This is a genomic window from Mycobacterium sp. C31M (assembly GCF_053345865.1).
Genome location: NZ_JBKFAX010000003.1, coordinates 409,049 through 428,784, shown reverse-complemented (window position 1 = coordinate 428,784; position 19,736 = coordinate 409,049). Strand labels below are relative to the sequence as shown.

Sequence of the window (19,736 nt, the reverse complement as noted above, 5' to 3'; positions counted from 1 at the left end):
GGTTTTCTCCTTCTCGGCCGGGGTCGGTCAGATACCGGTGTAGGTGCTGGCGGCGGCCGCATCCTGCGCAACATAGGTGCCTGCGGCATCGGCCAGGTTGGCCTGGGCGATGTCCAGCAGTGCGTTCACCCGGGCCGAGACCTCGATGAACCGGGCGTGGGCGGCCTGGAATGCGGCGGCCGACTCACCCATGTGGAAGGCCTGCGAGGCCTGGGCGGCGGACTCGGCCTGCGCGATGGTGCTGCGCATCAGGGCGGCCTTGGCGGCGAACGCCGATTCCGAGGCGACCAGCTGCGGGATGTGTGCGTCGAGCATGCTCATGAATTTTCCTTCTCTAGCAATCTATTTCGTCGATCGGTCAAGGTGGACGGTGCGCTCAGCGGGGTCTACCCCCTTCCGGCGAAGGCGGGTCTTCGGGACTCCAGGACCCCGGCAGCATCGGGTTGGTCGGGCCACCACCGAAGGCGTCGTCGGACAGCTGCGTCATCCCGGCGGCCGTGTCCTGCTCACCGGTGACCGCACCGGTGAAGCCCATCTGACCGGCACCGCGCTCAGATGCCTGCACGCGGGGTTCGGGGCGCGGTTGCGGCGGTTCCGGATCCTCGTCGTAGTCCATGTATTCGTCGGCGTACGCACGATCCTTGATCTCGCCGCCCCGCTTGCGTCGACGCTTACGCCGCTCGGCCGCCGACAGGGCCGCCGCCGAGGCGACCGCCGCCGAGGATCCCGATGCGGGCGCCTTCGCCTGGGTGCCGTCACGCACGGTCGGGCTGAAACCGCCGCCGGGGTGACCGCCGTATACCGCGTAGGCCATCGCCGGTGCGGCCGCGGCCGGGGCTGCCGCCGGTGCGGTCGCCGGTGCGGCGGCCGGCGCCGCGGGAGCTGCCGGCGCCGCCGTGGGGGTGCCGGCCGGCGCGATGCTCGCCACCGGCAGGGTCGGTTCCCGTTGGGCCGCGGGGGCAACGGGATCGCTGAGCACCAGCGGCGGCAGATCGCCGAACTTCGGGATCAGCGCCAGGAAGGCCAGGGCCACCAGACCCAGGGACAGCAGCGGCAGTAGGAACGGGGCCAGCGCCGCACCGATCCAGGTGCCCCAGCCCACGGGTTGGAAGATTGCCTGGTAGACGAGCGCGAACAGCATCGGCCCCCAGGTGACCAGTGCCGCAGACGGATTGGTCAGGAAGTCGATGAACATCTGGCGCAGGATGCCGATCGGGTCGGAGAAGAACTCCAGGATCAGGTCGCCACCGGGCAGCGACTTGATGTACTGCTCCAGGAACTGCACGATGATGTTCGAATTATTCAGCGCGGACGCCGAATTGGTGGCCTGCGCGGCCGCCATGGTCTGTGTGCCGGTCGCCGCGGCCGCCCCCGCCTCACCGACACCGGGTGCCAGCAGCAGCGGCGCCGGCTCCAACGTCGGGGTGGCGGCCACCGTCGCCGCCGAGACCGCCTGATAGGTGCTCATCACGGTGGCGGCCTGGACCCACATGCGGACGTAGTCGGCCTCGTTGACCGCGATGGGAATCGTGTTGATACCGAAGAAGTTCGTGGCCACCAGCACCGCGCGGGTGGCATGGTTGAGCGCCAGTTCCGGCAGGGTCGGCATGGTCGCCAGGGCGGTGGTGTAGGCCGCGGCCGCGGTCTGGTGCTGCGCCGAGGCGATGGAACTCGTCACGCTGGCCTTGGCCAGCCAGGCGAGGTAAGGCTGATGGGTGGCGACGTACTGTTCGGCGCTGGGCCCCTCCCACACGCCGGCGGCCACCGCGCCCAGCGTGCCGGTGAGTTCGGCTGCGGCCGCGGCGTACTCGGCGCTCAGCGATTGCCAGGCTCCCGCGGCGGCAATCAGCGACCCGGGTCCCGGCCCGCTGCTCAGCAGCGCCGAATGAACCTCGGGTGGCAGCGCCATCCAGACGGGAGCGGTCATCTCAGCCGCCGCGCGCGATCAGGTAGCTCGATGCGGCCAGGGCATCACCGGTGGCATAGCTGGTGCCGGACTGCGCCACGCCCATCCCGGCGCGGCCCAGCTCCTCGACGGCCAACGCCGCGACGGCACTGTGCTCGTTGCCGTGCGCGCTGAAACCGGCAGCGGTCTGCAGCGACACCGGATCGGCGGCGGGCGGCAGCACCGCATTGACCAACGGGGCGGCCGCGGCATGTGCGGCGGCCAACCGGGCGGTCAGCGATTCCACCGCCGCACCCGCGGCGGCCATTCCTTCGGGAACCACACGCAGAGTCATCAGCTGTATTCCTTTCCGTTCGAACTCGCCGGTGCGATCCGCTCCGGGACGAGCGGGTTCACCAATTGCACAAAGGTCGCCTCTTCGCTGTCGCCGAGCAGCATTGCCCGGCCCGCCGGCAGCCTGCTGAAACGGTGCCCCCTCAGTTTGCCACCGTCGGCCGGACTACCCGACAACATCACGGTAGTCGCCTGCAGGTCGTTGAGGCGACGCAACAATGGCGCCGTCATCACCGCGTGTGCCGAACCGGAGGCCCGCGCCGTGACGATGACGCGCAGCCCGAGGTCGCCGGCCTCTGCGAGCAGGCCCAACAGCGGGCTCCACGGACGCTGCCCGGCGTACGGTCCGCTGACCGCGGGTCCGTCCGGGATCTGGTCGACATCGTCGATGATCAGGTAGTGGGTCTGCCCGGTGAACGTCCACCGCCGCAGATCCTCGGCACTCAGGCCGACCGGCGGGCGACGCTTCTCGATCAGTGCAGACAGGCCCAGCATGGCCGGGGTGACCCGGTCGATGTTCGGGGTGTACTCGTTGTCCGGGAACAGCGGTTCCTCGACCAGGTGCAGGCGTCGGTCGACGACGGTGAACGCCACATCCCGGTCGCTCGAGTTGTCCCGGATGGTGCGGATCAGGTGCCGCAGCAGGGTTGTCTTACCCGACCGGGTGTCACCGAACACCATCATCAGCGGATGCCGCGCGAAGTCGATGGCGACGGGCCGCAGGTCCTCCTCGCGCTGGCCGATGACCACCTGCTCGGGACCGGGGTACAGGTTGCCCAGCGCCGCAGGCGGCAGCTGGGTGGGCAGCAGCCGGACCGCCGGTGCGTGCTGTCCCGCGTAGCGCGCGTTCAGCACCGCGATATCGCGCAGATCGGGCGCGGCGAACAGGAAGTGCTCGGCGGCCATCGTCAGGCCGCGGCCCGGCTGATCCGCCGGGACACCGTCGGCGGGCCGACGAAGAGCATTGGGGCCGGCGGGTCCGTTCAGTCCGCCGACCACCCGGACATTGCTGTCGTGCGAGTCGCTGAGTTTGAGCTCCAGGCGCAGGCCCAGCCCGTCCCGCATGGCCAGCGGCACCTCCAGCCAGTTCGGCGTGGTGATGACGACGTGGATGCCGTAGGCCAGGCCGCTGTTGGCCAGTTCGGTGACGCGGGCCAGCAGCGGGTTGCGGGTGTTGAACGTGTCGGTGTTGTCCCGGCTGAACGCATACAGGTTGTCGATGACCAGGAAGACCTCGCCATAACCGTCCTGGTAACCGCCACCGGGGTTGGCGCCGTGTTGTTGCCGGGTGTGCAGCAGTGCTTCGAGCTCGGCGAAGGTGCGCCGGATCAGCTCGGGTTGCTGGGCGGTGGCCACCGCGCCGACGTGGGCCAGCTCGGCCATCGGGCGCAGCTGGCCGCCGCCGTAGTCCAGGCAGTAGAAGCTGATGTCGCCGGGCGCATGCAGCGCGGCCGCCGACAGCATGAAGGTCTGCAGCGCCGTCGACTTGCCCGACCGCGGCCCGCCGTGGATCAGCAGGTTGCCCGCCGCGGTGGCGGCGTCGAACACCAGTGGATCGCGCCGCATCTCGAAGGGCTTGTCGATCTCGCCGAGCGGCCAACGCCACTGCCGTTCGGCGATGTCGGTGCGGGCCAACAGATCCACCAGCGGGATGGTCTCTTCCAGCGGCGGCAGCCACAGCGCCGGCGCCTTGGGTCCGTAGTTGGCCAGCTGGTCACCGATGGTGGCGATCAGCTTGCGCGGCGGCGGGACGTCCTCGACCTCGCCGCTGATGATGACGGTGTCCGGGGCCGGTTCCACCCAGCCCGCGGTGAACAACTGCGGTTCGGGCACCGAATGCACCACGACGGCATGTCCGCTGCGCGGCGGGTCGTAGATACCATCGACGTAGGTGCTGCGGAACTTGATCGGGTTCGCGCCCGGTGCGGGCACCAGGAAGCCCTCACCCTTGTGCTCACGCCCGGACTCGATCTGGAAGGCGTCTTCCGAGCCGATGATCTGCCGGCTGATCGACGGGCTGGCCACCTTCAGACCGATGCGGTAGGAGGTGTTCTTGTCGATGTCCTTGATCCGGCCCACGTCCAGGGTCTGCGAGGCGAACAGGATGTGGATGCGGAACGAACGTCCCTTGCGGGCAACGTAATCGAACAGTTCGGCGTACTCGGGATGGTCGGCGAGCATCAGGGTGAACTCGTCGGCGACGACGAAAAGCGTCGGGATGGGCGCCAGATCGTGCCCGGCCGCGATGGCGGCCTCGTACTCGGTGACGGAGTTGAACGCGCTGCCTTGGACGCGGCGACCGGCGTCCTTGAGCAGCTGCTCGCGTCGGGCCACCTCGCCGCGCAGGGTGTCGGCGAACCGGTCTGCCAGCGAGCGCTTTTCGGCCATGTTCGAGATCACGGCCACCACCTGCGGGAAGTTACGGAAGATGTCCGCACCCGCCTCGCCCTTGAAATCGGCGTAGATGACGATCAGCCGGTCGGCCGAATGGGTGGTCAGCAGTGACAGCAGGATCGACATCAGGGTCTGGGACTTACCCGAGCCGGTCATACCGATCATCAGGCCGTGTGGGCCCATACCGCCCTCGGCCTCGTCCTTGAGGTCGAAGATCAGCGGTTCGCCGGTGGCGGTGACGCCGATGGGCACCCGAAGTTCCTCGTCGCGGTTGCGCGGCGCCCACAGGCTGGCGACTTCCAGCGCCGAGGCGTCCGAGATGCCGAACAGCGTGGTGAACGTGGTGGCACCGGTGGCGGCGGTGCGGGCCTGTTCGGGGTTGGTGTCCCAGCGCGCCAGGCGGCGGGCCAGGTGTGCGGTCTGCTCGGCGGACGACGCATCAGCCGTACTCACGAACGGTTGCCAGCCGCCGCTCTGCCAGCGTTCGATGCGGCCGTCGACGACCTTCAGGATGGGCCGTTCCGGATCCGAATACTGTTCGCGGTGTGGTTCTTTGGTGGATCGGTGGATCAGCGTCACCCCGGCGACACCGGCTCGGCCGACGACGGAATCGGGGTCGGCTTCGGGATCGTCGAGCAGCACCAGCAGATGCTTGCCCGCCTCCAGCGCGCCACCGCTGAAACCGTCGCGCTCGTCGAAGACCGGGGTCAGCAGCCCACGCAGCCCGTCGGCGGTGGTGGCCAGGTAGCGGGCCGGCCCGACCCCGTCGACGCGGCCGGGAACGTCGGTATGCGGCAACCACTTCAGCCACGACCAGTCGGGGCCCTCCAGGTCGGGGGTCGCCAGCGCGACGCCCAGCACCGCGGGGTCGTGCCAGGTGACAGCCTGAGAAACCCAGGCGCGCAGGGCATCGCGCACCTCATCGGCGTCACCGAGCACGGCGATCCGGGAGATCTTGCCCAGATCGATGCCTGTCGGCGCATTACGCACGGTGCGGTGCACGTCGAGCAGTCCGCGCAGGGTGGTGTGCGCCACCGGTTCGAGATCGATCTCGTCGGCGGCGTCCTTGACCCGCAGAGCGGTGTTCAGCGGGACGTCTGCCAGGCCGGTGCGTACCACCAGGAAGTCCGGATCGTGCGGGTCGCGCTCCCACTGCCGCCGCGTCCCCGGCACGGCGGCCAGCGAATCCGGTTGCGGGTGTGACCATTCCAGCGACGCGCGCTGGTCGTCGGCTTGAGCCCGGATGTTGTCGCGGACCACCGACAGGTAGCGCAGGTAGTCGGCGCGTTCGGCATCGACCTCCTCGGTGCGCAACTTGTTGTCAGACCCGCGGTACAGCGCGGTGGCCGCCAACAGCAGCACGAACGGGAAGAACAACATGGTCGGCGAGATCATCCGCATACCGGTGGCGAACAGCGCCACGATCATCCCGACGATCAGGATGACGATCAGGTACGGCAACACCCGACGCAGCAGCGACGGCGGCACCAGTCGCGGTAGCGACGGCGGGGCCTCGATGGTGATGGTTCCCTTGCGGGACTCCGGGATCGGCAGCCGGCGGCGAGCCTCGAAGATCAAGCGACTCATCAGTTGCCTCCCTCACGGCCGGACGCCACCGCGCCAACCGCATCGTGCGCCACCAGTGCGTCGGCCCGCGACAGCGTCGGACCGGGTGCGAACTGGGTGAGCACCGACCACGGAATGGCCAGCGGCGGCGGGGTCAAGCCCAGGGCGTCAACGGCTTTCGCATTGTCGGTGGTGTCCACGCCGTAGCGGACACCGGTATCGCTGATCCAGAACGCCGACCCGGCCGGCGGTGCACCGGCATCGGAGCCGACCGACTGGACGAAGTACCCACTTCCCGGGGTGAGTGCGACGCGTTCGGCCGTTGCGGCGCCGCCCGAGCCGACCAGGCCCACGGTGTGTAGTCCCTCCGGCAGCGGCAGCGCGGCCCCGGACAGCAGGGTGAGCCTGCCTTCGGTGGCATCGGCGGGCTTGGCCCAGAACGCGCAGGTGACCGGGGCGGGTCCGGCGTCGACGAGACCGACCTCCTCGGCCGGGTAGGCGGCCGTGTCGATTCCGCCCGCGACCGGCAACTGTGCCACCTCGTCGGCACCCAGTCGCGGCGGCTGCTGCAGCCCATAGGAATTGGTGTTGCGCATGATCGAGGCAAGCACCGGCGAGACCGGTTGCAGACCGTCGGCGTGCACCACGTAGTAGCGGATGGTGTTGTCGGCCTCGAAGGCCGCGACGACCGCACCGACGGGTGCGGGCACCGGCAGCGGGAAGCGCGGCGGTTCACCGGCACCCGGCAGGGCCGGGGCGACCAGCGGCGCGGACTCCGGGATGGCGTTGAACAAACCGGGGGCGATGATCCGGGGGTCGGGGATGTCCATGCCCAGCCCCAGCGCGGCAGTGACGGCACGGTTGCCCAGGTCGATGGGGCTGCGCTTGCCGTCCCACAGTAGCCAGGTGCCCGAGTGCACGCCCCCGACGTTCTGTACCAGCACGGCGCGGTCGGCCGGCAACGCGGTGGCGCGCTCACCGTCGGTGTCGGGTGCGCCCGCGATCAAGGTGACACCGGCGTCGTTATCGGACACCGCGTCGCACACGGTCCAGTCGGCATTTCGAGAGGTGTTCTGCACCATGCGTTCCGGCGCACCCGGGATCCCGATCAGATTGCCGCGGGCGAATCGGTCGATCTCGCTGCTCTTGACGGTGGTGGGGTTCTCGGCCTGCCCGGCGATCAGTCGTGCCGAGGTGAGGTTGAGCGCGGGGTGCACGACGTCGCCGATCCGGACGTAGAGCGCCGAGGTCTCCCGGTCCGCGAGAATCGCGGCGCTCCCGGCGTCGCCGCCGGGCCGGATCAAGGAGAAGACAAAGCAGCCGGCGACCACGGTGATCGAGACCAGGGCGCCGACCATTACCGCGCGGTTCTGTGTGCGCAGCGGGTCCACCAGCATCCGGGTGTCGTGCAGCGCGACACCGGATGCGATGCGGCGCATGACAAAACGCCAGCCCGACACCTGATGGCGGGTGACGAATCCGCGGCGGTATGCGACCCGGTCAGGGTTCTCGTTGACCGGTGTGCGCGAGGTGAATTCGCGCCGATCGTCCGAATTCTCGCTCATTCGGCCGCCTCGCAGGCTCGGCCGCCGAGTGGCAGCTCGTCGATTCGCTCGTAAACTTCGCTCATGCCTGCGGTGCCGCCAGTCCGAGACCACGCAGCAGCGGGGTGGCCGACCGGCTCACGTCCTCGGCGGTGATCGTCATCAATTCGTCATCGGTGAAGTCGTCGGAATCGGAGTGGTCCAATCGGTATTCGCGTTCCTCCTCGGAACGCTCGACAAGGTTGCGGACGAAGCGGCCGTTGCCGGCGATGTCCAGGCTGCGCCGCGCCGTACCGATGGCATCCGGAGTGGTGCTGGCCGCCAGATGGGCGAACAGCGTCTCCATCTCGTCGTGGGCGGCCGTCTCGAAGAGACTGTCCCGCTTCTCGGCCATCCGGGTCGCCATCTCGACCAGTTCCGGTGCACTGTAGGACGGGAAGTCGATGCTGCGGGTGAAGCGCGAGCGCAGACCCTCGTTGGTGTCCAGGAACCGATCCAGGTCGGCGCGGTACCCGGCGACGATGACGACCAACCGGTCGCGGTCGTTCTCCATCCGCGCCAGCAGCGTGTCGATGGCCACCAGACCAAAATCGTTCTTGGCGCCGGTGGATACCAGCGCGTACGCCTCATCGAGGAACAGCACACCGTCGAGCGCGCTGTCGATGATCGCGTTGGTCTTCGCCTCGGTCTCACCGATGTGCTGGCCGATCAGGTCGGCACGGTGCACCTCGCGGACGGTCTCCTTCTTCAGAAGACCCAGACCGCAATAGATCTTGGCGACCACGCGGGCGATGGTCGTCTTACCCGTTCCGGGCGGGCCGGCGAAGACCAGGTGGTTGGTACGTTGCGCGACGGTCAGTCCGCGTTCCTGGCGCCGAATCGACATGGCCACCGAGCTTTTCAGCCGGGCCACCTGATATTTGACCTCGTCCAGACCGATGAACTCGGCGAGTTCGGCCTCGGCTTCGATGAGCAGGTGCGCCTTGCGTTCCTTGGCACCCGGGTCGACGAAGTCCGACTCGCCGGGCTCGGTCTCCGGATCCCACGGATTGCTGCGCGCCTCGATGCGGGCCGCGGTGGTGGTGTGCAGACCGAAAGACGTGTCCAGCAAGGCTTCTTCGATACCGGCGTTCTCCGGGTTGGCGGCGTAGAGCTCGGCCAGCACATCCTCGGACTCGTCGTCCTCACCCTGGGCGCGCAGGCACAGACCCTTGACCAGACCGCCGTCGACCGCCGCTACCGGCACCGCTCCGGCCGGGTTCTCCAGATGCGACAGCGCCGGGGCGTACATGCCCAGATGCGCGAGGGCCACACCGAGAGTCACGCGCGCGGCATGGGCGTAGTGCTCGTCGAGCTTGGGATCGTTCACGATCGGTGTCAGCATCCGCACCACATCCGACCAGCGCCGGCTGCGGTGATAGAGCGCGACGCGGATCCAGCGGGCCTGCAGCCAGGCCGGTCGACGGCCGATGAGTTCCTCGACCAGCTGATCGGCGGCGACGAACTCGCCGGCGTCACCGAGGGCCGAGGCATAGGCGAGTGCGATCTCGTCGCGGTCGGTCGCCCGGAACTGGAGGTAGAGGCCGGTGTCGTAGACGAAGCCGAGGGTGTCGGCGCCCAGGTCGATCTCCCGGGTCAACACACCGAAGGTTCCCAGGGTGCGCCAGATGGTGCCGATGACACGGCCGGCGTTGTCGTCGGTGCCGGCGCCTGCCGCGGCCAGCCCGATCCAGGCGTCGCACTGCTCGCGGGCGATGCGGGTCAGTTCGGTGAAGCCCGCGCGCGCCGCAGCAAGGTCCGCCGGGCGTCGCCGGTCATTGACCGTGAGCCCCAGCGACCGACAACAGGTCGCAAACCTGTTCACCACGTCGCGGTCGACGCGTGTTCCCCCGACGCTCGACACGAGCGAGTCACTGACCGTATCCATATGTCATTCGCAGTGAAGCGCTCGCCCCCCTGCCGTCTCCTTAAGTATGCCTAGGCTAACTCCGCCGAAAGTAGCATCGCACGTACTACCTGTCGAGACGTTCGATGACGTCCACGTCAGTGACGGCAGTCACGCACAGGGCAAATGCTCATGGCGCGGCGACGGGCCGACGGTCAGCCGGTATGTCGGCGGTCAGCAAACTCGCGGTATGGACCGGATGTCAGACGAGCGGGCGTCCGGTGCGGATCCGCCAGTCGAGGTCCTTGAGCAACACATTGAAGGGGAATTGTCGGACGAATCCCGGGGCCACGTTGTTGGCGAAACGCAGCACGCCCATCAGCCGGTCGAAACGGCGTTGGCGCTGCGGGTCCCAGGGCAGCCGCATCTCCTCGCGGAACCGCTGGGGCAGGAATCCGGTGGTGATGAGCCCGGCCCAGTCCTCGGCGATCTGTTGCAGCGGGCCCGGGAACCGGACACCGCGCAACCGGCCGACCGCGATGGGATAGAGGTACTCGCGCGCGGTGTCGTCGATGTGGATCTGGTCGAGCTGCTCTTCCCAGTACTTGTCGAACGCCGCCCGGTCGGCGGGCCACATTTCCGGGGTGACCTGCAAGGTGGTGGCGAGTGTGATGCCGTTGCGGTAGTGCTCGTCGGCGGTGTCATCGTCGATCTCGCCGACGAAGATGCGCCGGATGTCCACCGAGCCCTTGTACAGGCAGGCGGCGACCCACAGCTGCAGGTCCTTGTCGAAGGCGTTGTACTTGACCGGGCTCTCCTCGGTGGAGTGCACCTGGGCGTGTGCGCGGTTGACCGCGCGGCGGAACGCCGCCTTCTGCTGATCGGTGCCCCGCCCCGCGACCGCGAGGTAGGTGAACGTCGTGCGGGCCCGTTTGACCGGGTGGCGGTCGATGCGCCCGCTCTCGACCCGGCTCTCCATGACCCCGTAGGCGACCCCGGGCCGGCCGAGCTGCATCACCACGTTGGCCGGTCCGGCCAGCAGCGCGACGCCCATCAACCCGTCGGCGGTCGAGGCGCCCCAGCGCCGCTCCCGCTGCCGCGGCGGCACGGGCGCGCAGGTGGTGTCGTGGACGGCGCGTTCGGCGATCGCCATGGAGTAACCCCTTGAACCAAAAGTGAGAACGAAAGTTTCCTGATATTGCCTTCTCTCTCGACAGGTGTCAATATTGACGCGTGACGCAGGTTCGGCCCTATCGCGGTGTCGCCGCCCCGCAGCGCCTGGCCGACCGTCGCAGTCGGTTCCTCGACACCGGATTGGACCTGCTGAGCAGCGAGTACGACGACCTGACGGTGCGGGCCATCTGCCGCGCCGCCGGTATCGCGACCCGGCACTTCTACGAGGCCTTCACCGACAAGGACGAGTTCGTCGGCGCGGTCTTCGACTCGGTGGTCGGCGCCATCGCCGCCACCACCCAGGCTGCGGTCGCCGCAGTCCCCCCGGCCGGGCAGAACCGGGCGGGTATCACCAATTTGGTCCGCACCATCGGCGAGGACGCCCGCGTCGGCCGACTGTTGTTCGACACCAAGCTGTCCAACACCGTGCTGGTGCGTAAGCGCGCCGAGTTGGGCGGCTTCTTCGCCGTGCTCGCCGCCCAGCACGCCCAGGATGTCCTCGGGCCGATCGGCACCGATCAGGTCAACGCCATCGCGCACTTCGTGGTCGGCGGGGTCAGCCAGACCATCAACGGTTGGCTCAGCGGCGCCATCGCACTCAGCGGCGACGAACTGATCGACCTGCTGACCAAGATGCTGGACAGCTTCCCGGACCCGCGCCGAGGTTAGACGCTCGCCCGCGGTTTGCGGTCGGCCGCGGTCCTGGGCACCGTCGTGGTGTCCGCATCGGTGAATTCCTTGATCCAGCAGGCGAATTCCAGCGTGATGCCATCGGGATCCTGGAAGTAGAACGACCGCACGTAGACACCCGGATGCAGGGTCTTCGAGGCCTGCCATTCACTGTCGTCGTGATTGAGCACCGGGCCGACCCGTACACCCTTGGCCTTGAGCTTCTCGCGGTACTCGTCGAATTTCTCCGCAGGCACGTGGAAGGCCAGGTGGTTCATGGTCGACACCGCGCTGGTGATCTCACCGAGGCCGGGCAGCGCGATGGGCGCCGATACCCCGGGCACGCCGTCGGGGGCGTCGGTGAACCAGAAGAACGCCACGCAGTCGCCGTTGCCGGCGTCGAAGAAGAAGTGCTGCCCCATGCCGCCGGGTAGGTCCAGCGATTTGATCAGCGGCATGCCGAGCACACCGGAGTAGAAGTCCACGGTCCGCTGCATGTCCGAGCAGACCAGGGCGACATGGTTGATCCCGCCGAGGGTGAACTCGGAGTTGGGATTGTCGGGCTTGATCATGACGGCCTCCCAGGTCTGGCGCAGAACCAGAACTGAATCTAACATCAGATTCAGATTCGATCAATGGAGGGCACTGTGACCACTCGGGTTGAACTGCCCACCGCGCGCGGCAGGCAGACCCAGGCCGCCATCGACGCCGCCGCGCGAACCGTCGTCGCGCGCAAGGGCATTCTGGCGACCACCATCGCCGATATCGCCGGCGAGGCCGGCCGGTCGACGGCGTCGTTCTACAACTACTACGACTCCAAGGAGGCAATGGTCCGTGAGTGGGCCGTCCGCTTCCGCGACGAGGCGCGCGACCGCGCCCGTGCGGCGGCCGAACCCGGCCTGGACAACACCGAACGCGCGCATGCCGCGGCGGCGGCCCACTGGAACACCTACCGGCACCGCCTGGCCGAGATCATCGCGGTATCCCAGTTGGCGATGGTCAGCGACGATTTCGCGCAGTACTGGGCCGAGATCTGCGAACTCCCCATCACGCTCATCACGGCGATGGTGAAACAGGCCCAGGCGCAAGGGTTGTGCGTGGGCGACGACGCCCACCTGATTGCGGTGGCCCTGGTGTCGATGCTCAATCAGTTCTGCTACACCCAGTTGTCCGGCACCGGGGCGCAGACCGCCGACGATCAGAAGTGCATCGCCACCCTGGCCGCCATCTTCTATCGCACCATCTATCACGAGGAGACGGCGCAGTCATGACGTCGAAGAGCGCGACACCCGGGGTGATCCGGGAGTTCGTCGGGTCCGACTCCCCCACCGCCCGGCGCGCCGGGGCGGGCGGTCACCCGTGCCAGGGTCTGTATCACCGTGGCGTCGGCCGCAAACCGAAGGTGGCGGTGATCGCCACCCACTATCAGATCGACTTCTCCGAGCACTATCTCGCCGACTACCTGGCCACCCGCGGCATCGGGTTCCTGGGCTGGAACACCCGCTTCCGCGGTTTCGAGAGCAGCTTTCTGCTTGACCACGCGTTGGTCGACATCGGTGTCGGGGTGCGCTGGCTGCGTGAGGTCCAGAACATCGAAACCGTGATCCTGCTCGGCAATTCCGGTGGCGGGTCGTTGATGTCGGCGTACCAGGCCCAGGCCCGGCACCACCACGTCACGCCCCTGGACGGTATGCGGCCGGCCGCCGGCCTCACCGATCTGCTGCCCGCCGACGGCTATGTGGCCAGCGCGGCCCACCCGGGTCGCCCGGATGTGCTGACCAACTGGATGGATGCCGCCGTCGTCGACGAGAACGACGCCATCACAAGCAATCCCGAGCTCGATCTGTTCGACAAGCGCAACGGGCCCGCCTACTCCCCGGAGTTCATCGAGCGCTACCGCGCCGCCCAGGTCGCGCGCAACGAGGCGATCACCGATTGGGCCGAGGCCGAGTTGAAACGGGTGCAGGCCGCCGGGTTCTCCGACCGGCCGTTCACCGTGCTGCGCACCTGGGCGGACCCACGGATGGTCGACCCCACGCTGGAACCGACCAGACGCCAAGGCAATCTGTGCTACGCGGGCACCCCCGTCAACGCCAACCGATCCGCACGTGGCATCGCCGCGGCGTGCACGCTGCGCAACTGGATCGGTATGTGGAGCCTGCGGCACGCCCAGACCCGGGCCGAACCACACCTGGCGCTGATCGACTGCCCCGCACTGGTGATCAATGCCGACCAGGACACCGGGGTCTATCCGTCCGATGCCCGGCGCATCCATGACGCGCTGGCCAGCCCGGACAAGGGCCTCGTCTCGATCGACACCGACCACTACTTCACCACCCCGGGAGCCCGCAGCGAGCAGGCCGATACGATTGCCAAGTGGATAGCCAAGCGCTGGCGGTAAAGGTCCTGGCCCATTTCACCCCGGGCGAGAAGGTGCTGAACCTCGTTGCACCGGAATCGGATTGGTTGACCATTCGGTGGTGCGCCGAGGATGACGACGAGACGTTCTACCGCGAGCTACCCGACGCCCAGGTGATCTGGCATGTGCTGCGTCCGCTGTCGGGCGCCGATCTGGAGCAGGCGGGCAATTGCCGGCTGGTGCACAAGCTGGGCGCGGGGGTGAACACCATCGACGTCGCAACCGCGACGCAGCGCGGTATCGCGGTCGCGAACATGCCGGGCGCCAACGCGCCGTCGGTCACCGAGGGCACGCTGCTGCTGATGCTCGCGGCGTTGCGTCGGCTGCCGGTACTGGATCGGGCGACCCGCAAGGGCCGGGGCTGGCCCTCGGATCCGATGTTCGGCGAGACGGTGCGCGATATCGGCGGGTGCACCGTGGGCCTGGTCGGCTATGGGAACATCGCCAAACAGGTCGAGACGGTGCTGCGAACACTCGGCGCGCGCGTCCTGCACACCAGCACCCGCGATGACGGGCATCCGGATTGGCGGCCGCTGCCCGATCTGCTGGCCACCGCCGATATCGTCTCGCTGCATCTGCCGCTGACCGAGGCGACGCACCACCTGCTCGACCGCGACGCAATCGGGCTGATGAAACCCGATGCCGTGTTGGTCAACACCGCCCGCGGCCCGATCGTCGACGAGGACGCACTGGCCGACGCGCTGCGCAGTGGCCGGCTGGCCGCGGCCGGACTCGATGTGTTCTCGGTCGAACCGGTGACCGCCGACAATCCGCTGCTCGGGCTGGACAACGTGGTGTTGACCCCGCATGTCACCTGGTACACCGCCGACACCATGCGCCGCTATCTGGAGGTGGCGGTGGACAACTGTCGACGGATCCGGGACGGCCGTGAACTGGCGAACGTGGTGAACCAAGTGCAATAGGGGCGGGGCGTGAGTGCCATCACCCCGGGGGTACCCTCGGTTACCAACCGACCGGTTATTAGGGAAGTTGCCCCCATGGAGGTAAAGCGTGCCCATCGCGATCAACTCTGAACACAACGACCTGGCCGATTCGGTCCGGTCTCTGGTGGCCAAGGTCGCCCCGTCCGACGTGCTGCACGCGGCACTGGAAACGCCGATCTCGAATCCGCCGCCGTACTGGAGGGCCGCCGCCGAGCAGGGCCTGCAGGGTGTTCACCTGTCCGAGGAGGTCGGCGGACAGGGATTCGGCATCCTGGAACTGGCCATCACACTGGCCGAGTTCGGCTACGGCGCGGTGCCCGGCCCGTTCGTCCCGTCGGCCATCGCCAGCGCGCTGATCGCGGCCCACGACGCCTCGTCTCCGCTGCTGAGCGGCCTGGCATCCGGTGAGACCATCGCCGCCTACGCCATCGACTCCGGCCTGACCGCCACCCGCCAGGGCGACAACCTCGTCATCCGCGGCGAGGTGCGGGCCGTCCCGGCGGCGGCTCAGGCGTCGCTGCTCGTGCTGCCGGTATCGATCGACAGCAGCGAAGAGTGGGTCGTCCTGGACGCCGCGTCTGTGGAACTCGAAGAGGTCAAGAGCCTCGACCCGCTGCGCCCGCTGGCCCATGTGCGCGTCAGCGCGGTGGAGGTCGCGAGCGACCGGGTGCTGTCGAACCTGACCCGCGGTCACGCCCGCGCCTTGATCTCGACGCTGCTGTCGGCTGAGTGTGTCGGCGTTTCGCGCTGGGCCACCGACACCGCCACCGAGTACGCCAAGATCCGCGAGCAGTTCGGCCGGCCCATCGGGCAGTTCCAGGCCGTCAAGCACAAGTGCTCCGGGATGATCGCCGAGACCGAGCGGGCCACCGCCGCAGTCTGGGACGCCGCCCGCGCGATCGACGAGTTCCACGGTGGCACAGAGGATTCCCGGTACGAGTTCGCCGCTGCGGTGGCGGGCACCCTGGCACCGGAGGCGGTGCAGCACTGCGCCCAGGAATGCATCCAGGTGCACGGTGGCATCGGCTTCACCTGGGAGCATGACGTCAACGTCTACTACCGCCGCGCGCTGGTGCTGGTGGCCTCGTTCGGCCGCGCCGCCGACTACCCACAGCAGGTTGTCGACACCGCCACCGGTACGGGTCTGCGCAAGCTCGACATCGACCTGGATCCCGACACCGAGAAGCTGCGTGCGGATATCCGCGACGAGGTGGCCGCGCTGAAAGCCATTGCCCGCGAAGAGCGCAACACCGCGATCGCCGAGGGCGGCTGGGTGCAGCCGCATCTGCCGAAGCCGTGGGGCCGGGACGCGACGCCCATCGAGCAGATCATCATCGCCCAGGAGTTCTCGACCGGACGGGTCGCGCGGCCGCAGATGGGCATCGCGGCCTGGATCATCCCGTCGATCGTGGCCTACGGCACTGACGAACAGCAGCAACAGTTCCTGCCGCCGACGTTCCGCGGCGAGATGATCTGGTGCCAGCTGTTCTCCGAGCCGGGTGCCGGGTCGGACCTGGCGAGCCTGACCACCAAGGCCACCAAGGTCGACGGCGGCTGGCGGATCACCGGGCAGAAGATCTGGACCACCGGCGCGCAGTTCTCCCAGTGGGGCGCACTGCTGGCCAGAACGGACCCAAGCGCTCCCAAACACAGTGGCATCACCTACTTCCTGGTTGACATGAAATCGCCTGGGGTGGAGGTGAAGCCGCTGCGCGAGCTCACCGGCGACGCCATGTTCAACACGGTGTTCATCGATGATGTGTTCGTGCCCGACTCCATGGTGCTCGGCGAGGTCGACCGCGGCTGGGAGGTCAGCCGCAACACGCTGACCAACGAGCGGGTGTCCATCGGCAGCGCCGAACCGCCGTTCCTGGCCAGCCTGGAGCAGTTCGTGGAGTTCATCCGTGACGGCCAGTTCGACCAGATCGAGCAGAACCACGCCGGCAAGCTGATCGCCGAGGGGTACGCCGCCAAGGTGCTCAACCTGCGGTCCACACTCCTCACGCTGGCTGGTGGCGATCCGATGCCGGCCGCGGCCATCTCCAAGCTGCTGTCGATGAAGACCGGTCAGGGCTACGCCGAGTTCGGGGTGTCCTCGTTCGGCACCGACGGTGCGGTCGGTGACAAGGAGCTGGATCCGGGCAAGTGGTCGGAGCGGCTGCTGTTCAGCCGGGCCACCACGATCTACGGCGGCACCACCGAGGTGCAGCTCAACATCATCGCCGAGCGGCTGCTGGGCCTGCCCCGCGACCCGTAGCCCTCCCGCGAGCTGGGGGCACCTCCCGCTTGCGAGGGAACGCAAAACCCCCTTTTTCCAACGAAATTGGGGGTTTTTGCGTCTGCTCGTCAGGGCAGGATGGCATCGACGTACCCGCCGTCGACGCGCAGCGCACCACCGGTGGTGGCCGAGGCCAACGGCGAGGACAGGTAGACCACCATGTTGGCGATCTCCTCGGGTTCGATGAGCCGCTGGATCAGCGACTGCGGCCGGTGCAACCGCATGAACTCACGCTGCGCCTCGTCCCACGGAAGATTCTTGTCCACCAGCTGGTAGACGAAGTCCTCGACACCCGCGGTGTGTGTCGGGCCGGCGATCACCGAGTTCACCGTCACGCCGGTGCCGGCGGCGTCCTTGGCGAACCCGCGCGTCACCGCCAGCAGCGCGGTCTTGGACACCCCGTAGTGGATCATCTCCGCCGGGGTGACGATCGCCGAGTCACTCGCGATCTGAAGTGCTCTGCCCCAACCCTTTTCGATCATCCCGGGTAGGTAGGCGCGGATCAGCCGGACCGCCGAGAGTACGTTGACGTCGAAGTAGGTGCGCCACTGCTCGTCGGTCACCTCGCGGGCCGGAACCGCCTCGAAGATGCCGAGATTGTTGACCAGCACGTCGACCGCGGGGAACGCGGCGAACAGGGCGTCGGCACCCTTGGCGGTGGCCACGTCACCGGCGAAGCCGACGGCGTCGACACCCACCTCGGCGACGGCGGAGTCCACCCGCGACTGGGTGCGGCCGTTGACGATCACGCGGGCACCGGCCGCAGCCAGGCCTTGTGCGATGGCCAACCCGATGCCCTGGGTCGAGCCGGTCACGAGTGCGGTCTTACCGGAGAGATCGATATTCACGAAGAGGTATTACCCCGGCACGCACCGCGGTATTCCCGGGCCGATATCAGTCGAGTTCGAGCTCGCGCAGTTCGCGCTTGAGGATCTTGCCGGTGGGGTTACGCGGCAATTCCTCGATGAAGACCACCTCACGCGGCACCTTGTAGCGGGCCAGGTTGTCGCGGACGTAGGCCTTGATCGTGTCCTCGTCGACGCTCGATCCCTCGACCCGGACGACGAAGCAGCGCAGCCGGTGGCCCCACTCCTTGTCCTCGACACCGAGCGCGGTGGCCTCGACCACCTCGGGGTGGCCGCTGACCAGATCCTCGATCTCGGCCGGGAAGACGTTCTCGCCACCGGAGACGATCATCTCGTCATCGCGCCCGCTGACGTACAGCAGATCATCCTCGTCGAAGTAGCCGACGTCGCCGGAGGACAGCAGGCCGTCGATGATCTGCTTGCCACCGCCACCGGTGTAGCCCTGGAACGGGAAGAAGTTGCCGACGAAGATCCGGCCCACCTCCCCCTTGGGAACGTCGTTGCCGTTGTCGTCGAGGATGCGCACCTTCATGCCGCGGACCACCGGGCCGACGGTCGCCGGGTTCTTCGAAAGATGCTGCGGCCCAGCGATGGTCGCAAAGGCCACCTCGGTGGAGCCGTACAGGTTGTAGATCACCGGGCCCAGATCCTTCATCGCCCGGGTGGCCAGTTCGGCACCCAGCTGCGAGCCGGAGACGAACACGATGCGCAACGAGGACAGGTTGGGCTTGGGTGAGGTCTTCTCCAGCTCGTCGAGCATCCGCGACAGCATCACCGGGACGACGACGATCGCGGTCGCCTTGTGCTTCTCGATATCGGCCAACACGGTGGCCGGCTTGAACCGCCGCCGCAGCACCAGCGTAGTGCCCAGCATCATGGCGATGGTCGCGTGCAGGAAGCCCAGCGCGTGGAACATCGGCGCCGGCAGCGAGGTGACCTCGTTCGATTTGAACGGCACCGAGGACAGCACGCCGCCGACCGGGGCCAGCGACGGCGGGGCACTGCGGTTGGCGCCCTTCGGGGTCCCGGTGGTGCCACTGGTGAGGATGATGATCGACGATTTTTTGGTCGCCTTCGGCGGCGGCGTCGAACCGGTGCGGGCGATCAGCTCCTCGAGCGTCTCGTCGGTGCTGCCCGACGGCTCGTCGCCGTCGGCGGCAGCCGAAGATTCAGCACGGTCGGGGTTGACGCCGAGGGCCCGCAGCTTGCCCAACTCGGGCGAGGCCTGTGACACCGCCGCGGTGTATTCGTCGTCGTGGATGATGATCCGGCTGCCCTCGCGTTCGGACACCTCTTTGATCTGCGGGCCGGAGAATTCGCTGTTGAGCAGGATGATGCGGGCACCGATCTTGGCGGTGGCATACACCGACACCAGGAACCACCGGTGGTTGCGGGCCAGGATCGCGACCCCGTCGCCGCCCTTGATGCCGCGCGCGAGCAATCCGTTGGCGACGGCGTTCACCGCATCGTCGAGTTCCTTGAACGTCATGGTCCCGAAGTCGTCGATCACCGCGTTGCGGGTCGGGTAGCGGCGGGCGTTGAGCGCCGGGATCATCCCGATCTCGCCCCACTGCTTCATATCGCCTGCGAACGCCGCGATGTCCTTCGGCGCCTCCAGCTTGAGGGCACCGGCCTGGAACATCTTGCGGGCGTAGTGCAGCTCGGCGGACCCCCGATCGAGGTACTTGCCGACCGATTGCTGGACCTTGGCGAGCGCGTCCGCCGGGATGAGCTTCGACATGTGTCAACCTTATGTGAC

General features: G+C 68.0%; 14 protein-coding genes and 1 pseudogene. 5 read left to right on the top strand and 10 right to left on the bottom strand.

Annotated elements, in window-relative coordinates:
- Positions 1–27: 27 nt before the first annotated feature.
- The 7 genes and pseudogenes from ACLBYA_RS06935 to ACLBYA_RS06905 form a co-directional block, all read right to left on the bottom strand.
- The gene (locus ACLBYA_RS06935) at positions 28–321 is read right to left on the bottom strand and encodes a type VII secretion protein EsxS (RefSeq protein WP_447708611.1); all 294 of its coding nucleotides are present in this window, start codon (positions 319–321) and stop codon (positions 28–30) included.
- A 55-nt stretch (positions 322–376) separates the two neighbouring features.
- The gene (locus ACLBYA_RS06930; RefSeq protein WP_447708610.1) at positions 377–1,927 is read right to left on the bottom strand and encodes a PPE domain-containing protein; all 1,551 of its coding nucleotides are present in this window, start codon (positions 1,925–1,927) and stop codon (positions 377–379) included.
- 1 nt (position 1,928) lies between these two features.
- Positions 1,929–2,240 carry a PE family protein gene (locus ACLBYA_RS06925; protein WP_447708671.1) on the bottom strand — a complete coding sequence of 104 codons (312 nt, stop codon included), beginning with the start codon at positions 2,238–2,240 and terminating at the stop codon, positions 1,929–1,931.
- Between the two features lie 3 nt (positions 2,241–2,243).
- Positions 2,244–6,220: pseudogene (gene eccCa, locus ACLBYA_RS06920) on the bottom strand (type VII secretion protein EccCa); the annotation flags it as partial.
- Positions 6,220–7,764, bottom strand: a complete 1,545-nt coding sequence (eccB, locus tag ACLBYA_RS06915) for a type VII secretion protein EccB (RefSeq protein WP_447708609.1) — start codon at positions 7,762–7,764, stop codon at positions 6,220–6,222. The pseudogene eccCa and the gene eccB, both read right to left, overlap by 1 nt.
- Positions 7,765–7,825: 61 nt before the next feature.
- Positions 7,826–9,670, bottom strand: coding sequence for a type VII secretion AAA-ATPase EccA (gene eccA / locus ACLBYA_RS06910; RefSeq protein WP_447708608.1), 1,845 nt, complete (start codon positions 9,668–9,670; stop codon positions 7,826–7,828).
- A gap of 220 nt (positions 9,671–9,890) precedes the next feature.
- Positions 9,891–10,781: an oxygenase MpaB family protein gene (locus ACLBYA_RS06905; RefSeq protein ID WP_447708607.1), complete on the bottom strand. Its 891-nt coding sequence runs from the start codon at positions 10,779–10,781 to the stop codon at positions 9,891–9,893.
- Positions 10,782–10,861: 80 nt separating this feature from the next.
- On the opposite strand from ACLBYA_RS06905, the gene ACLBYA_RS06900 reads away from it, so the two are divergent.
- Entirely contained in the window at positions 10,862–11,470 is a 609-nt protein-coding gene (locus ACLBYA_RS06900; protein WP_447708606.1) for a TetR/AcrR family transcriptional regulator, read from the top strand.
- On the opposite strand, the gene ACLBYA_RS06895 is transcribed toward ACLBYA_RS06900, so the two are convergent.
- On the bottom strand, positions 11,467–12,042 hold the full coding sequence (locus ACLBYA_RS06895; RefSeq protein WP_447708670.1) for a VOC family protein: 576 nt from the start codon (positions 12,040–12,042) through the stop codon (positions 11,467–11,469). The genes ACLBYA_RS06900 and ACLBYA_RS06895 overlap by 4 nt on opposite strands.
- A gap of 63 nt (positions 12,043–12,105) precedes the next feature.
- Here ACLBYA_RS06895 and ACLBYA_RS06890 point away from each other — a divergent pair, with 63 nt between their 5' ends.
- The 4 genes from ACLBYA_RS06890 (at position 12,106) to ACLBYA_RS06875 (ending at position 17,090) form a co-directional block, all read left to right on the top strand.
- Positions 12,106–12,741: a TetR/AcrR family transcriptional regulator gene (locus ACLBYA_RS06890; RefSeq protein ID WP_447708605.1), complete on the top strand. Its 636-nt coding sequence runs from the start codon at positions 12,106–12,108 to the stop codon at positions 12,739–12,741.
- Positions 12,738–13,871, top strand: a complete 1,134-nt coding sequence (locus tag ACLBYA_RS06885) for an alpha/beta hydrolase (RefSeq protein ID WP_447708604.1) — start codon at positions 12,738–12,740, stop codon at positions 13,869–13,871. Before ACLBYA_RS06890 ends, ACLBYA_RS06885 begins: the two co-directional genes overlap by 4 nt.
- Positions 13,847–14,812, top strand: a complete 966-nt coding sequence (locus ACLBYA_RS06880) for a 2-hydroxyacid dehydrogenase (protein ID WP_447708603.1) — start codon at positions 13,847–13,849, stop codon at positions 14,810–14,812. The genes ACLBYA_RS06885 and ACLBYA_RS06880 overlap by 25 nt, the downstream gene beginning before the upstream one ends.
- Positions 14,813–14,900: 88 nt before the next feature.
- A complete protein-coding gene (locus tag ACLBYA_RS06875) occupies positions 14,901–17,090 on the top strand; it encodes an acyl-CoA dehydrogenase (protein WP_447708602.1) in 2,190 nt (729 codons plus the stop codon).
- Positions 17,091–17,179: 89 nt separating this feature from the next.
- Here the strand turns inward: ACLBYA_RS06875 and ACLBYA_RS06870 are convergent, their stop codons facing one another.
- Together ACLBYA_RS06870 and fadD2 are read right to left on the bottom strand one after the other, a co-directional pair.
- Positions 17,180–17,959: an SDR family NAD(P)-dependent oxidoreductase gene (locus tag ACLBYA_RS06870; RefSeq protein WP_447708601.1), complete on the bottom strand. Its 780-nt coding sequence runs from the start codon at positions 17,957–17,959 to the stop codon at positions 17,180–17,182.
- 46 nt (positions 17,960–18,005) lie between these two features.
- The gene (gene fadD2 / locus ACLBYA_RS06865) at positions 18,006–19,718 is read right to left on the bottom strand and encodes a long-chain-fatty-acid--CoA ligase FadD2 (protein ID WP_447708600.1); all 1,713 of its coding nucleotides are present in this window, start codon (positions 19,716–19,718) and stop codon (positions 18,006–18,008) included.
- Positions 19,719–19,736 lie beyond the last annotated feature (18 nt).